General features: G+C 66.9%; 14 protein-coding genes and 1 tRNA gene. 7 read left to right on the forward strand and 8 right to left on the reverse strand.

Features of this window, described 5'->3' with window-relative positions; genetic code table 11:
- Position 1: 1 nt before the first annotated feature.
- Complete coding sequence (gene rng / locus ACSQ9I_RS13890) at positions 2 to 1,528, forward strand: ribonuclease G (RefSeq protein ID WP_436313511.1); 1,527 nt, start codon at positions 2 to 4, stop codon at positions 1,526 to 1,528.
- Positions 1,529 to 1,537: 9 nt separating this feature from the next.
- On the opposite strand, the gene msbA is transcribed toward rng, so the two are convergent.
- Entirely contained in the window at positions 1,538 to 3,322 is a 1,785-nt protein-coding gene (gene msbA / locus ACSQ9I_RS13895) for a lipid A export permease/ATP-binding protein MsbA (RefSeq protein ID WP_093107645.1), read from the reverse strand.
- Positions 3,323 to 3,477: 155 nt separating this feature from the next.
- Here msbA and tolB point away from each other — a divergent pair, with 155 nt between their 5' ends.
- From tolB to ACSQ9I_RS13925, 6 genes are all read left to right on the forward strand, one after another.
- Positions 3,478 to 4,794 (forward strand): Tol-Pal system beta propeller repeat protein TolB, encoded by a 1,317-nt coding sequence (gene tolB / locus ACSQ9I_RS13900; protein ID WP_170855609.1) that lies wholly within the window; start codon positions 3,478 to 3,480, stop codon positions 4,792 to 4,794.
- 19 nt (positions 4,795 to 4,813) lie between these two features.
- A complete protein-coding gene (gene pal, locus ACSQ9I_RS13905) occupies positions 4,814 to 5,329 on the forward strand; it encodes a peptidoglycan-associated lipoprotein Pal (protein WP_093107643.1) in 516 nt (171 codons plus the stop codon).
- 2 nt (positions 5,330 to 5,331) lie between these two features.
- On the forward strand, positions 5,332 to 6,081 hold the full coding sequence (gene ybgF / locus ACSQ9I_RS13910; RefSeq protein ID WP_093107641.1) for a tol-pal system protein YbgF: 750 nt from the start codon (positions 5,332 to 5,334) through the stop codon (positions 6,079 to 6,081).
- A gap of 23 nt (positions 6,082 to 6,104) precedes the next feature.
- On the forward strand, positions 6,105 to 6,908 hold the full coding sequence (locus tag ACSQ9I_RS13915) for a tRNA threonylcarbamoyladenosine dehydratase (protein WP_436308928.1): 804 nt from the start codon (positions 6,105 to 6,107) through the stop codon (positions 6,906 to 6,908).
- 48 nt (positions 6,909 to 6,956) lie between these two features.
- Positions 6,957 to 7,032: transfer RNA gene (locus tag ACSQ9I_RS13920), tRNA-Lys, on the forward strand.
- 245 nt (positions 7,033 to 7,277) lie between these two features.
- Positions 7,278 to 7,580, forward strand: coding sequence for a hypothetical protein (locus tag ACSQ9I_RS13925; protein WP_436313512.1), 303 nt, complete (start codon positions 7,278 to 7,280; stop codon positions 7,578 to 7,580).
- A gap of 100 nt (positions 7,581 to 7,680) precedes the next feature.
- On the opposite strand, the gene ACSQ9I_RS13930 is transcribed toward ACSQ9I_RS13925, so the two are convergent.
- The 7 genes from ACSQ9I_RS13930 to dapD form a co-directional block, all read right to left on the reverse strand.
- Positions 7,681 to 7,905, reverse strand: coding sequence for a hypothetical protein (locus ACSQ9I_RS13930; RefSeq protein WP_139191693.1), 225 nt, complete (start codon positions 7,903 to 7,905; stop codon positions 7,681 to 7,683).
- Positions 7,906 to 8,069: 164 nt separating this feature from the next.
- Positions 8,070 to 8,636, reverse strand: a complete 567-nt coding sequence (locus ACSQ9I_RS13935; protein WP_093107633.1) for a hypothetical protein — start codon at positions 8,634 to 8,636, stop codon at positions 8,070 to 8,072.
- Positions 8,637 to 8,661: 25 nt separating this feature from the next.
- Positions 8,662 to 10,623 (reverse strand): ABC-F family ATP-binding cassette domain-containing protein, encoded by a 1,962-nt coding sequence (locus ACSQ9I_RS13940; protein WP_436313513.1) that lies wholly within the window; start codon positions 10,621 to 10,623, stop codon positions 8,662 to 8,664.
- Positions 10,620 to 11,486 (reverse strand): 50S ribosomal protein L3 N(5)-glutamine methyltransferase, encoded by an 867-nt coding sequence (gene prmB / locus ACSQ9I_RS13945; RefSeq protein WP_093107629.1) that lies wholly within the window; start codon positions 11,484 to 11,486, stop codon positions 10,620 to 10,622. The genes ACSQ9I_RS13940 and prmB overlap by 4 nt, the downstream gene beginning before the upstream one ends.
- A complete protein-coding gene (dapE, locus tag ACSQ9I_RS13950) occupies positions 11,483 to 12,664 on the reverse strand; it encodes a succinyl-diaminopimelate desuccinylase (RefSeq protein ID WP_436313514.1) in 1,182 nt (393 codons plus the stop codon). The genes prmB and dapE overlap by 4 nt, the downstream gene beginning before the upstream one ends.
- Before the next feature lie 15 nt (positions 12,665 to 12,679).
- Positions 12,680 to 13,828 (reverse strand): PilT/PilU family type 4a pilus ATPase, encoded by a 1,149-nt coding sequence (locus ACSQ9I_RS13955; RefSeq protein WP_093107625.1) that lies wholly within the window; start codon positions 13,826 to 13,828, stop codon positions 12,680 to 12,682.
- 45 nt (positions 13,829 to 13,873) lie between these two features.
- Positions 13,874 to 14,698 (reverse strand): 2,3,4,5-tetrahydropyridine-2,6-dicarboxylate N-succinyltransferase, encoded by an 825-nt coding sequence (dapD, locus tag ACSQ9I_RS13960; protein WP_093107623.1) that lies wholly within the window; start codon positions 14,696 to 14,698, stop codon positions 13,874 to 13,876.
- Between the last annotated feature and the right edge of the window lie 21 nt (positions 14,699 to 14,719).

A 14,719-nucleotide genomic window follows, 5' to 3' on the forward strand; every position in this document is an offset into this window, starting at 1 on the left:
CATGCAAGACATCCTGATCAACTGGTCCCCCCAGGAGACCCGTGTCGCCCTGGTCGAACATGGCGCCGTCCAGGAGCTGCACGTGGAGCGCACGCTCGAACGCGGGCTGGTCGGCAACATCTACCTCGGCAAGGTCTCGCGCGTGCTGCCGGGCATGCAGTCGGCCTTCATCGACATCGGGCTCGACCGCACGGCCTTCCTGCATGTGGCCGACATCGTGGCGCCTTTCACGCCCGGTTCGCGGCCGAGCGCGCCGCAGCCGGAGCGCGACGGCCGCAACGGCGGCGCCGTGGTGCCGATCGAGAAGCAGGTGTTCGAAGGGCAGTCGCTGCTGGTGCAGGTGATCAAGGACCCGATCGGCACCAAGGGCGCGCGGCTGTCGACCCAGATCAGCATCGCCGGCCGGCTGCTCGTCTTCCTGCCGCAGGACAACCATGTCGGCGTCTCGCAGAAGATTCCGCCGGACCTGCGCGATGCCTTGCGCACGCGCATGCAGGTGCTGATCGAGGCCGCCGCTGCGGCCGACAGCGGCGGCGTGGTGCCCGCGAACACCGGCGGCTTCATCCTGCGCACCAACGGCGAGGATTCGAGCGATGCCGAGCTGGCCGAAGACATCGCCTACCTGCGCAAGACCTGGTCGCGCATCCGCGAGCTCTCGTCGCGCATGCCGCCCATGTCGCTGCTGCACCAGGACCTGAGCCTGCTGCAGCGCGTGCTGCGCGACATGACCAGCGAGGACACGCAAACTATTCGCATCGACTCGCGCGAGCAGTTCGACCTGCTCCTCAAGTTCGGGCTCGAATTCATGCCGCAGGCGGCCGGCAAGCTGCAGCTCTACAAGGGCGAGCGGCCGATCTTCGACCTCTATTCGATCGACGAGGAAATTGCCAAGGCATTGGGCCGCCGCGTCGACCTGAAGTCCGGCGGCTACCTCGTGGTGGACCAGACCGAGGCGCTCACCACCGTCGACGTGAACACCGGCGGCTTCGTCGGCGCGCGCAACTTCGACGACACCATCTTCAAGACCAACCTCGAGGCCTCGCAGGCCATCGCGCGGCAGCTGCGGCTGCGCAACCTGGGCGGGATCATCATCGTCGACTTCATCGACATGGCGCGCGACGACCATCGTGAGCAGGTGCTGGCCGAGTTTCGCAAGCAGCTCGCGCGCGACCGCGTCAAGACCACGGCCGGCGGCTTCTCGCAGTTGGGCCTGGTCGAGATGACGCGCAAGCGCACGCGCGAATCGTTGGCCCACATGCTCTGCGAACCCTGCCTGGCCTGCAACGGGCAGGGCATCGTGAAGACCGCGCGCAGCGTGGCCTACGACGTGCTGCGCGAGATCCTGCGCGAAGCGCGCCAGTTCACGCCGCGCGAGTTCCGCATCGTGTCGTCGCCGCAGGTGATCGAGCTTTTTCTCGACGAGGAGAGCCAGCACCTGGCGGGCCTCAGCGATTTCATCGGCAAGCCGATCTCGCTGCAGGCGGAGCCGGCGATGGGGCAGGGGCAGTACGACATCGTGCTGCTCTAGCCGGCCGCGCTAGAGCGTCGGGTCTTGGCCGGCAGTTGCGCTGCGTACTGCATGCGTCTGCAGCCGCGCATAGAGTCCCTCCAGCGCCATCAGCTGCGCATGGCTGCCTTGCTCGGCGATGCGGCCATGCTCCATCACGATGATGCGGTCGGCATGCTGGATGGTCGAGAGCCGGTGCGCGACGATCAGGGTGGTGCGGTTCTGCATCAGCCGCTGCAGCGCTTCCTGCACCAGCCGCTCGGATTCGGTGTCGAGGGCCGAGGTGGCCTCGTCGAGCAGCAGCACCGGCGCGTCCTTGTAGAGTGCGCGTGCGATCGCGAGCCGCTGGCGCTGTCCGCCCGAGAGCTGCGTCGCGTTGTGGCCGAGCACGGTGTCGATGCCCTGCGGCAGGCTTTGGACGTGCACGGCCAGGTTCGCGGCCGCCACGCAGGCGAGCACGCGTTCGCGGTCGACCGCGGCGCCGAGCGCCACGTTGGCCGCCAGCGTGTCGTTGAGCATGATCACGTCCTGGCTGACCATCGCGAACTGCGCGCGCAGGCTTTTCAGCTTCCACTCGGCAACGTCGTGGCCGTCCAGCAGCACCTGGCCGGCACTCGGCAGCACGAAGCGCGGCAGCAGGTTGACCAGCGTGGTCTTGCCCGATCCCGATGGGCCGACAAAGGCCACCACCTCGCCGGGCGCGATCGAAAGGCTTACGCCGTCGAGCGCCCGGGCCTCGTCCTCTCCGCGGTAGTTGACCCGCACCGCGCGCAGCTCGATGCGGCCTTCGGCCCGCGGCGTCTCGAAGCGGCCCTGTGATTCGGATGCGACGCTGTCGATCAAGGCCAGGCCGCGCTCGAGCGCCGCGAGCCCGCGCGTGATCGGGCCGGCGATGTCGGCGAGGCGGCGGATCGGCGCGATCAACATCAGCATCGCCGTGATGTAGGCGACGAAGCCGCCCACCGTCAGGCCCTGCTCGCCGCTTTGCCAGAGGGCGATCATCACGACCACCGACAGCGCGACGGCAGCCACGATCTGGGTCAGCGGCGTCATTGCGGCCGAGGCGATGGTGGACTTCACGGCCAGGCGATTCAGGCTGTGGCTGAGGCGGTCGAAGCGCTCGGTCTGGCTGGCCTCCGCGTTGTGCAAGCGCACCATGCGGTGCGCGAGCACGTTCTCCTCCACCACGTAGGCCAGCTCGTCGGTGGCCTGCTGGCCGAGTTGCGTGAGGCGGTAGAGGCGCTTCGAGAACACCTTCATGATCCAGGCCACGCCGGGCGCCAGCACGCCGACGATCAAGGTCAGCTTCCAGTTCAGGTAGATCAGGTAGGCCAGGAGCGCAATGAGCGTGAAGCCGTCGCGCGACAGGCCCAGGAGCGCCTGCACCAGCAGCATGGCGCCGGTCTGGACCTCGTAGACCACGGTGTTCGACAGCGCGCTCGCCGACTGGCGCGAGAAGAGGGCGAGCTCGGCCGCAAGCAACCTTTCGAACATCACGCGTCGCAGCCGCTGCATGCCTTCGTTGGCGATGCGTGCCAGCGCGTACTGCGAGACGAACTGCGCGAGGCCGCGCACCGCGAAGAGCAGGATGATGGCCGCCGGTACCATCCAGAGCGCAAGTTGTCCGCGCGTGAAGCCGCGGTCGAGCAGCGGCTTGAGCAGCGCGGGCATCAGGGGCTCGGTCAAGGCGGCGACGAGGGCCGTGGCGAGCCCGAGCGCCCACCAGCGGCGCGAGCCTCCGAACCAGGTCATGAGTCGCGCAAGCCGGCGCGTGAGAGGAGGGCGCGCGGACTCGGCGTCGGGGGAAGGCTGCATGGCGGCGCATTCTACGGTTGCGTACGATCGGCCCCCGCTGTAGGACCACGCCTGCACATACACGTTTTGTGACCTTGCGTGCATCGCCTTGTGTACCATGTGGCCTCGTTTCGTCCGGGCATGAAACTTAAATCCCGGAAACCTCTCCGAACTGCATGAAAAAGCCGTTGCAAGAATTCTCCCCAACCCCTTCTTCATCGTTCTCCGTCCGCCGCACACTGATCGCGGCATTGGCTGCCTCCCCCGTACTTCCCGTGCTCGCCCAGTTCAGGGTCGAGGTGTCGGGCGTCGGTTTGACGCAGCTGCCGATCGCGCTTGCGCCTTTCAAGGGTGAAGACGCATCGCCGCAGAAGCCCGCGGCCATCGTCCAGGCCGACCTCGAACGCAGCGGCCAGTTCCGCGGCGTCGACGCCTCGGGCCAGTCGCTCGACGAGACCTCGCGTCCCGACCTGAGCCTGTGGCGGCAACGCACGGCCGATTCGCTGGTCGTGGGCAGCGTGACGCGGCTCGCAGACGGCCGTTACGACGTGCGCTTCCGTCTCTGGGACGTGGTGCGCGGACAAGACCTCGGCGGCCAGAGCTACACCGTGCCGCAAGGCGATCTGCGCCTGGCCTCGCACCGCATCGCGGACTATGTCTACGAAAAGCTTACAGGCGAGAAAGGCATCTTCTCGACCCGCATCGCCTACGTGACCAAGGGCGGCACCCGCTACAACCTGTGGGTCGCCGATGCCGACGGCGAGAACGCGCAGGCCGCGCTCGCCAGCCCCGAGCCGATCATCTCGCCGGTCTGGTCGTCCAACGGCGCGCAGCTCGCCTACGTGTCCTTCGAATCGCGCAAGCCGGTGGTGTACGTGCACAGCGTCGCCAACGGCCAGCGGCGGCTGGTGGCCAACTTCAAGGGCTCCAACAGTGCGCCGGCCTGGTCGCCCGACGGCAGCACGCTGGCCGTCACGCTGAGCCGCGACGGCGGTTCGCAGCTCTACACCATCTCGTCGAACGGCGGCGAACCGCGCCGGCTCACGCAGAGCAACAGCATCGACACCGAGCCGGTGTACTCCGCCGACGGCGGCACCATCTACTTCGTGAGCGATCGCGGCGGCGCACCCCAGATCTACAAGATGGGCGCCAACGGCGGCAACCCGACACGCGTGACCTTCAGCGGCACCTACAACATTTCTCCGTCGGTCAGCGGCGATGGCCGGTGGTTGGCCTACATCTCGCGGGTGGGCGGTGCCTTCAAACTCCATGTGATGGAACTGGCGACGGGCAACGTGACGGCGCTCACCGACACCACGGCCGACGAGAATCCCAGTTTCGCCCCGAACAGCAAGCTGATCGTCTATGCCACCCGGCTGCAAGGCCGCGAAGCGCTGATGACAACAACACTCGACGGAAAAATAAAAGCTCGACTGGCAGGACAGGCGGGAGACATCCGGGAACCGGACTGGGGTCCGTTTCAAAAGCAATGATTAACTTGAGGAGTTCGAAATGTTGAAACGTACGATTTATTCGCTGGCCATCGTGGCGCTGATCGCCGGTTGCTCGTCCGGGACCAAGGTGAGCGACACGCCGGTGGTGGACCGCTCAGGCACCGCCGGGGGGGCCGGCGGAACGGCCAGCGGCGTCGCGCCGGTCAGCATCGACCCGCGCGCGCAGACCGCACAGGGCCCGGTCGGCGTGGCACGGATCGTTTATTTCGACTTCGACAGCTACACGATCAAGCCCGAGTTCCAGTCGCTGATCGATGGCCATGCCCGCTTCCTGAAGGCCAACCCGCAGCGTCGCATCTCGATCGAAGGCCACACCGACGAGCGCGGCGGCCGCGAATACAACCTGGCGCTGGGCCAGAAGCGATCCGAAGCCGTGCGCCGTTCGCTCGGCCTCCTGGGCGTGCCGGACAGCCAGATCGAGGCCGTGAGCTTCGGCAAGGAAAAGCCGGCGGCGCCGGGCAGCACTGAAGACGCCTGGGCGCAGAACCGCCGCGCCGAGATCACCTACCGTTGATGATGCGACGAGTTTCCTTGCGTAGCGCGGCACTCGCTGCCGCCTTGTTGTGTGCCTCGCTGGGCGCACAGGCCGCGCTGTTCGAGGACGACGAGGCGCGCCGCGCGATCCTCGACTTGCGCCAGCGTGTCGAGGCCATGCGCCAGCAGGCCGAGCAGCGCCAGAACGACGAGAACGCGCAGCTGCGGCGCAGCCTGCTCGACCTGCAGACGCAGATCGAGCAGATGCGCGGCGATCTCCAGCGCATGACGGGCCAGAACGAGCAGCTCACGCGCACGATCACGGAGCTGCAGCAGCGCCAGGCCGAGATCGACGACCGGCTCAAGAAGAACGAGCCGTCGAAGGTCGCGGTCGACGGCCGCGAGTTCACGGCCGACCCGAAAGAGAAGGCCGACTTCGATGCGGCGCTGGGCATCTTCCGCGGCGGCCAGTTCGCGCAAGCGCAGACGGCCTTTGCCGAGTTCGTGAAGCGCTATCCGCAGAGCGGCTACAACGCCTCGGCGCTGTTCTGGCTCGGCAACGCGCAGTACGCCACGCGCAACTACAACGAGGCCATCGCCAATTTCAGGTCGATGCTCTCGCTGGCGCCCGATCACGCGAAGGCGCCCGAGGCGGTGTTGTCGATCGCGAACTGCCAGATCGAGCTGAAGGACACGCGCGCGGCACGCCGCACGCTCGAAGACCTGACCAAGGCCTATCCGCAGTCCGAAGCCGCGCAGGCCGGGCGTGAGCGCCTCTCGCGGCTCCGGTAAACCGGGGTAGCGGCTTGAACGCAATGTCTCCCGTCGTCACCCTGGACGACGCCGATCTGGCCCGCCGCTTCGGCGGGCTCGAGCGGCTTTATGGCGTGCCGGGTGCGGGCCGCATCCGCGATGCCCATGTGCTGGTCGCCGGCATCGGCGGCGTCGGCTCCTGGGCGGTCGAGGCACTGGCGCGCAGCGGCGTCGGACGGCTCACGCTGATCGACCTCGACCACATCGCCGAATCGAACATCAACCGGCAGATCCATGCGCTCGACACCACCGTGGGCCAGGCCAAGGTCGAAGCCATGCGCGAGCGCATCGCGCACATTCATCCCGCCTGCGAGGTGCTGGCGATCGACGAGTTCGTCGAACCCGGCAACTGGCAGGAGCTGCTGGCGAGCGCGCAGGCGGCGAACGGACCCGTGGCCGCCGTCGTCGATGCCTGCGACCAGGTGCGTGCCAAGCTGGCCATGGCCGCCTGGGCCCGCGAGACCGGCACCGGCTTCATCACCGTGGGTGCGGCCGGCGGCAAGCGCCTGGCCCACAAGGTCGACATCGACGACCTCGCGCTGGTCACCCACGATCCGCTGCTTGCGCAACTGCGCCAGCGCCTGCGCAAGGAGCACGGCGCGCCGCGCGAGGGCCGCAAGATCGGTGTGAGTTGCGTCTTCAGCCGCGAAAGCGTGGCGCCGCCCGATGCTTCCTGTGCGATCGAGGAGGGAGATGGCTCCCTCAACTGCCACGGCTACGGTTCGGTGGTGAGCGTGACGGCCACTTTCGGGCAATGTGCGGCGGGCTGGGTTCTGGACCGGATCTCGCGCAACGCCACGCTATAATTGTGGGCTTTGCCGGCCTCGACGCCGGCACCAAGAAAAACAAAGAGTGGGACGTTAGCTCAGTTGGTAGAGCAGCGGACTTTTAATCCGTTGGTCACAAGTTCGAATCTTGTACGTCCTACCACCAAGCCGCTCTGTTGCTGGAACCGTCGCTATTGCTTTTATAGCGCTGTTCCGCGATTCCTGAAGTTGTTCTGCAACTTGGCATAGGGGGCGCACCCTTTCATGAGCATGAAGGACGCACGTCCCGAATCCCTCGAGGCTCTCGCAGAACTTCAGCGCGCTCGCACTTGACAGCGCGGAGGATCTCAGTCACCCGGCTCTTTACGCAGCCATTTGTTGACGAACAAGTCCAGTAAGACCCTCAAGATGAACATACCAACGCCACCGAAACCCACCCTGACGGAACCGGTCCTGCAGTCTCCTTCGACCGTGTATGTGGATCAGATCGCGCAAATTGCCGTCGGACCGTTTGTCTCCAAGCTCATTTTCGGGGCTGAGGCTCGATCTGGTGAGGTGCCGAAGCCGGTTCAAACCATCGTGATGCCTACCCCAGCGCTGCTGCAGCTTCATCAGCAACTCGGCAGCCTTATTGAAGATCGGCAGATCATGGAGACCATATCGAAGAACGTCTTGACGTTCGCGGACGCGTTGCAAAAGCCGGTCAAATAAGAAAGGCCCGCATGCCTGTTGGCTTGCGGACCTCTTTGGGAAGCGAATTGCGGAACAGTTATTAGGCTAAGCGCTTGATTTCCTTGGGAACTTCAGGGGGTCAGGCCGCCTCGTTGCCGCCCAGCGCCGGGTGAGTGCTCGAGATCGCTGAAACGATGCCGACGGCGCTCGCACGCAGCAGCTCCTGCCGCAAGGCCGCCTCCAACTGACGGCGCGCCGTGTCCGGGCGGTCGTGGTCGTACTCTTCATCCAGCTCGCAGTGCAGGTAGTAGTCGACCCGGGCCATGAGTCGCTCTAGCGATGCTGCGAGGTCTGTCTCATTCATCTTTCGATCTCCCACCTTGGTCCCTGTTTGGCCTTTGGGGCTTGCCCCTAAATCGATCGGGGGCTCTCTGTTGCTTTGGGCGCATTATCACCCGTCAGCACGATTGCGCCGGATTCTGCGGCGTGTTAGTCCAACTCCCTGTGGGGGTAAAGGCACGCCCCCTTTCAGTGCAACCGGAGGCGATTCCATGTCTGGCGGATGCGGGACGAGGCTGCCGGCTCTTCAGCCCGCGGCGCGCCTTCGGGTGGCGGGAGCAGGTGCCGGACCGATTGCGCCACCTGCACGCACTCCTTGATGTGCAGCTCGCCCAACGTGCGCAGGGCGGCGTAGCCCAGCGCGGCCGAGACGACCTGGCCCGCGATGGGCACGTACTTGGTGGCCTGCTTCGCGGTCAGGCGGATGCCGGCGTGGCGGGCCAGCTTGATCAGCAATTCGCGGGTCACGAGCTTGCCCACCAGCAGGGCGCCGACGGCGGCGGCCGCTTGTTGCACGCGCTCGCGCTGATGGGGCGCCAGGCGCTGGATCTGGGTCGCCGAGAGGCCGAATTCCGCACTGATCTGGGGCACCACCCGCGAGAGCAGTGCCGCGTCGGCGGCCCAATCGACGCCGGGAAGCGGCACCGCGCTCGCGGCGGCAGCGATCAGCGCCTTGCGGCCGAGCAGGCGCCGGCTGCGCCGGATCGCCGCGATCAGCTGCGGATCACCCTGAGCGAGTTCGATGGCCGACGGCATATTCGGCGCAGCCTATCACGCCAGCTCAGGCCGCGAGCGCCTCGAGCCGGTCCGACAGCGCCAGCCAGCGCTCCTCGAGCTGTTCGATCTCGTCGTTCAGCGTCTTCAGGCGCTTGCCGGCTTCGGCGATCTCAGGCGGGGGCAGCGGATTCGCCAGCCGCGCTTCAAGCGAGGCCTTTTCGATGCCGGCGGCGGCGAGCCGCTCGTCGATCTGCGCCAGCTCGCGCTTGAGCGGCTTCGCCTGCTCGCTGCGCTGCTGGCGGTCCTGGGCCGCCGCCTGGGGAGAGGGTGCGGCCTTTTCGACGACGGCAGCAGCCTCGCGCGTCGCCAACTTGGCCTCTTCGCGCAGGCGCTTGGCCTCGTCCAGCAGGTAGCGCTGGTAGTCGTCGAGGTCGCCGTCGAAATCCGTCACCACGCCGCGGCCGACCAGCCAGAACTCGTCGCAGACCGAGCGCAGCAGCGCCCGGTCGTGGCTCACCAGCATCAGCGTGCCTTCGAACTCGTTGAGCGCCACGGCCAGGGCCTCGCGGGTGGCGAGGTCGAGGTGGTTGGTCGGCTCGTCCAGCAGCAACAGGTTGGGACGCTGCCAGACCATCATCGCCAGTACCAGGCGCGCCTTCTCGCCGCCGCTCATGGTGCCGACCGCCTGTTTCACCATGTCGCCGCTGAAGTTGAAGCTGCCGAGGTAGCCGCGCAGGTCCTGTTCGCCGGTGCGCTCCTTGACGCTCGAGCCAAGCTCGCGTGCCATGCGCACCATGTGTTCGAGCGGCGTGTCCTGCGGGCGCAGCACGTCGAGCTCCTGCTGCGCGAAGTAGCCGATGTTGAGGCCCTTGCCCTCGGTCACCGTGCCGGCGAGCGCACCCATTTCGCGCGCGATGGTCTTGACCAGGGTCGACTTGCCCTGGCCGTTGGCGCCCAGGATGCCGATGCGCTGGCCGGCCAGCACCGAGCGGTTGACGCCGCGCAGGATGGTCTTGGGCGGCTCGTCCTCAATCAGGTACCCAAAGCTCGCATCGCTGATCGAAAGCATCGGGTTCGGGATGTTCCCTGGCTCCTTGAACTCGAAGCTGAAGTCGGCCTCGGCCAGCAGCGGCGCGACCTTTTCCATTCGCTCCAGCGCCTTGACGCGGCTTTGGGCCTGCTTGGCCTTGCTGGCCTTGGCCTTGAAGCGGTCGATGAACTTCTGCAGATGGGCGATCTTGTCCTGCTGCTTGGCGAAGGCGGACTGCTGCAGCTCCATCTGCTGGGCACGCAAGGTCTCGAAGGCGCTGTAGTTGCCGCCGTAGCGCGTGAGCTTGGCGTGCTCGATGTGCAGCGTCACGTCGGTCACGGCGTCGAGGAACTCGCGGTCGTGGCTGATCACGATCATCGTGCCGGCGTACTTCTGCAGCCAGGCTTCGAGCCAGACCAGGGCGTCCAGGTCCAGGTGGTTGGTCGGTTCGTCGAGCAGCAGCAGGTCGCTTGGGCACATCAGCGCGCGGGCCAGCTGCAGGCGCATGCGCCAGCCGCCGGAGAAGCTGTTGACCGGCTGGTCGAGCTCGTGCGCCTTGAAGCCGAGGCCGAGGATCAGCGCCTGTGCGCGCGGCACGGCATCGTGCTCGCCGGCGTCGGCCAGGTCGGTATAGGCATGCGCCAGGTCCATGCCGATGTCGTGATCGTCGGGGTCGGCTGCATGGGCGGCTTCGGTGACGGCGAGGGCTTCGCGCAACTCGGTGAGCCGCGTGTCGCCGCCGACCACGAAGTCGGTGGCGGACTCGTCGGTCTCGGGCATGTTCTGCGCGACCTGCGCCAGGCGCCACTGCTTTGGGGAGGCGAAGTCGCCGCCGTCCTCGTGCAGCGTGCCGTTGAACAGCGCGAACAAGGTGGACTTGCCGGCGCCGTTGCGCCCCACCAGCCCGACCTTCTCGCCGGGGTTGATGGTGACGCTGGCGCCGTCGAGCAGCACTTTGGCGCTGCGGCGCAGGATGACGTTTTTGAGAGTGATCATTGAAGAAGTGATTCGCGCGGGACCAGCAATACCTGGTCTTCGCCCGCGCTGGTGGCGAGCCACACCACTTCGAGCTGCGGGAACGCTGCCTCGAAGTGCGAGCGCTCGTTGCCGATTTCAAGCACCAGCACGGCGGATTCGCTCATGCGCGCCGGTGCGTCGGCGAAAAGCCGGCGGATGAAGTCCATGCCGTCGGCGCCGCCGGCCAGCGCGAGTTCGGGCTCGGCGCGGTATTCGGCGGGAAGCCCGGCCATGCTTTTCGCATTGACGTAGGGCGGGTTGCAAAGAATCAGGTCGTAGGGGCCGCGCACCTTTGCGAGGCCATCGGATTCGACGAGTGTGATACGCGCGTCGAGCTGGTGGCGCGTGACGTTGATGGCCGCCACTTCGAGCGCCGCGGTCGACAGGTCGGCCGCGTCGACGCTGATTTCCGGATAGGTCATCGCCGCCAGCACCGCGAGGCTGCCGTTGCCGGTGCACAGGTCCAGCACGCGCCGGGTGTGTTCGCCGAGCCAGGGATCGATGCTGCCATCGGCCAGCAGCTCCGCGATGAAGCTGCGCGGCACGATGGCGCGTTCGTCGATGTAGAAGGGCACGCCTTGCAGCCAGGCCTCCTTGGTCAGATAAGCCGCGGGCTTGCGCGTCGCGATCCGTTGCGCCAGCACGTCGGCCACCCGCGCTGCATCCGCCGGCGCGACCGCGCGATCGGCGACCGCATCCAGGTCGTCCAGCGGCAGGCCCAGGCGCCACAGCACCAGCCAGGCGGCTTCGTCGAAGGCGTTGGTGGTGCCGTGGCCGAAGGCCACGCCCGCATCGGCCAGCTGCGTGGCGCCGGCCTCGATCAATTCGATGACGCTGCTCATACGCCTTGCAGCGTTTCGAGCCGGTCCAGCGTGCGCTTGTAAATGTTCTTGAGCTGCTCGATCTCGGCGACGGTGATGTGCTCGTCGATCTTGTGGATGCTCGCGTTGACGGGGCCCAGTTCGACCACCTGCTTGCAGATCTTGGCGATGAATCGCGCATCGCTGGTGCCGCCGCTGGTCGACAGCTCGGTCTCGATGCCGGTCTCGTCGCGGATGGCCTGCTGCACCGCGCCGACCAGTTCGCCCGGCGTGGTCAGGAAGGGCAGGCCGCCGATGGTCCAGGCCAGCGTGTAGTCGAGGCCGTGCGTATCGAGCACGGCCCGCACGCGCTGTTGCAGCGATTCGGGCGTCGATTCGGTCGAGAAGCGGAAATTGAAATCGATCACCGCCGCGCCGGGAATGATGTTGCTGGCGCCGGTGCCGGCGTGGATGTTGCTGATCTGCCAGCTGGTCGGCTGGAAATAGGCATTGGCAGCGGCGTCCCAACCCCCGGCCGCGTTGATCGCGACCAGTTCGGCCAGCGCCGGCGCAAAGGCGTGGACCGGGTTCTTCGCCAGATGCGGATAGGCGATGTGTCCTTGCACGCCCTTGACGGTGAGCTTGCCGCTCATCGTGCCGCGCCGGCCGTTCTTGATCATGTCGCCGCAGCGCTCGACCGCGGTCGGCTCGCCGACGATGCAGTAGTCGATGCGCTCGCCGCGCGCGGCCAGCGTGTTGCAGACCACCACGGTGCCGTCGAGCGCCGGCCCTTCCTCGTCGCTGGTGAGCAGCAGGGCGAGCGTGAGGCGCGGATCGGGCGTCGTGGCCAGGAAGTCCTCGATCGCGACGACGAAGGCCGCCAGCGAGGTCTTCATGTCGCAGGCGCCGCGGCCGTAGAGCTTGCCGTCGCGGTGCGTGGGCGTGAACGGATGGCTGCTCCACTGCTCGATCGGGCCGGTGGGCACCACGTCGGTGTGGCCGGCGAAGGCCACGGTGCGCGTGGCCTGCGGCTCGGCAGCGCCGGGGCGCACGGCCCAAAGGTTGGTCACGCGAAAGTCGGCCGGGCCGCTTTCGATGCTTTCGAGCCGGAAGCCGAGCCGCGCCAGCCGCTCGCCGAGGATCTGCTGGCAGCCCGCATCGTCGGGGGTGACCGAGGGGCGGGAGATCAGTTGTTCGGCGAGTTGCAGCGTTCGGGACATTGAAAGAGAAAAGGGCTAGTGACGGACGTCGAGCGTGATGTCCGTGAAGGTGGGTTCGTCGACCTGGTCGAGCAGCGCGCGGTCTTCGCGGCGTGCCGCCGGCGCGGCGCGGTTCTGCAGGCGCCACATCAGGTTGGTCGGGGAGTCGGCTTGCGCGAGGCCTTCCTCGCGGGTGATGAAGCCGTCGGTGATCAACCGGGCGATGTCTTCCTCGAAGGTCTGCGAGCCTTCGGCCATCGACTGCTCCATCGCTTCCTTGACGCCCGAGAAGTCGCCCTTGCCGATGAGCTCGGCCACCAGCGCCGTGTTGAGCAGCACTTCGAGCGCCGGCATGCGGGCGCCGTCGGGCGTGCGCAGCAGGCGCTGCGCGACGATCGCGCGCAAGGCGCCGCCGAGATCGCCCAGCAGCGTGGCGCGCACCTCGACCGGGTAGAAGCTCAGGATGCGGTTGAGCGCGCGGTAGCTGTTGTTGGCATGCAGCGTGGCCACGCACAGGTGGCCCGACTGGGCGTAGGCGATTGCGGCCGTCATGGTCTCGCGATCGCGGATCTCGCCGATCTGGATCACGTCCGGCGCCTGGCGCAGCGCGTTCTTGAGCGCGATCTGCAGCGACTGCGTGTCGCTGCCGACGTCGCGCTGGTTCACCATCGACTTCTTGTTGGTGAAGGTGAACTCGATCGGCTCTTCGACCGTGAGGATGTGGCCGGTCGCGTTCTCGTTGCGGAAGTCGAGCATCGAGGCGAGCGTGGTGCTCTTGCCGGCGCCGGTGGAGCCCACCATGAGGATCAGGCCGCGCTTCTCCATCACCAGCGTCTTCAGGATCTCGGGCAGGTTCAGCTCGGCGAAGGACGGGATGACCGAGGCGATGTGCCGCACCACCACCGCATAGCTGCCGCGCTGGCGCATGGCGCTGATGCGGAAGTTGCCCGCGTCCTCGAGCGCGATCGCCGTGTTGAGCTCGCCGGTGCGTTCGAGTTCGGCGATGCGCTCCGCATTCACCACCTCGGAGAGCAGGGCGAGCGGCGCCTCCGGCGGCAGCACCTGCGCATTGATGGGCAGGCAGTTGCCGTTGATGCGGATCAGCGCCGGGGAGTGCGCCGAGAGGTAGATGTCGGACGCCTTGCGTTCGGCCATCAGGCGAAGAATTCGCTCCATCGTCTTCATCGGCATTTCTCCTCGGCGTTGTGTTGTTGGTTAAGAACGAAGTGCTCAGTCGCGCAACAGGTCGTTGAGCGAAGTCTTGGCGCGGGTTTGCGCGTCCACTCGCTTCACGATGATCGCAGCGTACAGGCTGTACTTGCCGTTGTCCTTGGGCAGCGTGCCGCTGATGACCACCGAGCCTGCCGGCACGCGGCCGTAAGTCACTTCGCCGGTCGCGCGGTCGTAGATCGGCGTGCTCTGGCCGATGTACACGCCCATCGACAGCACCGAGTTCTCTTCGACCACCACGCCTTCGACCACTTCGGAGCGCGCGCCGATGAAGCAGTTGTCCTCGATGATGGTCGGGCCGGCCTGCAGCGGCTCCAGCACGCCGCCGATGCCGACGCCGCCCGAGAGGTGCACGTTGGCGCCGATCTGGGCGCAGGAGCCGACCGTGGCCCAGGTGTCGACCATGGTGCCTTCACCGACGTAGGCGCCGATGTTCACGTAGGAGGGCATCAGGATCGCGCCCTTGGCGATGTAGCTGCCGCGGCGCGCCACCGCCGGCGGCACGATGCGCACGCCGGCTTCCTTCAGCTCGCCGGCCGAGAGGTGCGAGAACTTGGTCGGCACCTTGTCGTAGAAGCCGAGCGAGCCGGCCTGCATCTGCTCGTTGTCCTTGAGGCGGAAGGACAGCAGCACGGCCTTCTTGATCCACTGGTGCACCGTCCACTGGCCCACGGCCTCGCGTGTGGCGACGCGCAGCTTGCCGTTGTTGAGCTCGGCGATCACATGCTCGACCGCATCGCGAACTTCCTTCGGGGCGCTGGTGGCGGAGATGTTGGCGCGGTCTTCCCACGCGGCGTCGATGGTCTGCTGGAGTTGTTGGGTCATGTGGAATCGATGAAAGAGGGC

This window comes from Variovorax sp. LjRoot84, from assembly GCF_964254305.1.
Taxonomy (GTDB): domain Bacteria; phylum Pseudomonadota; class Gammaproteobacteria; order Burkholderiales; family Burkholderiaceae_C; genus Variovorax.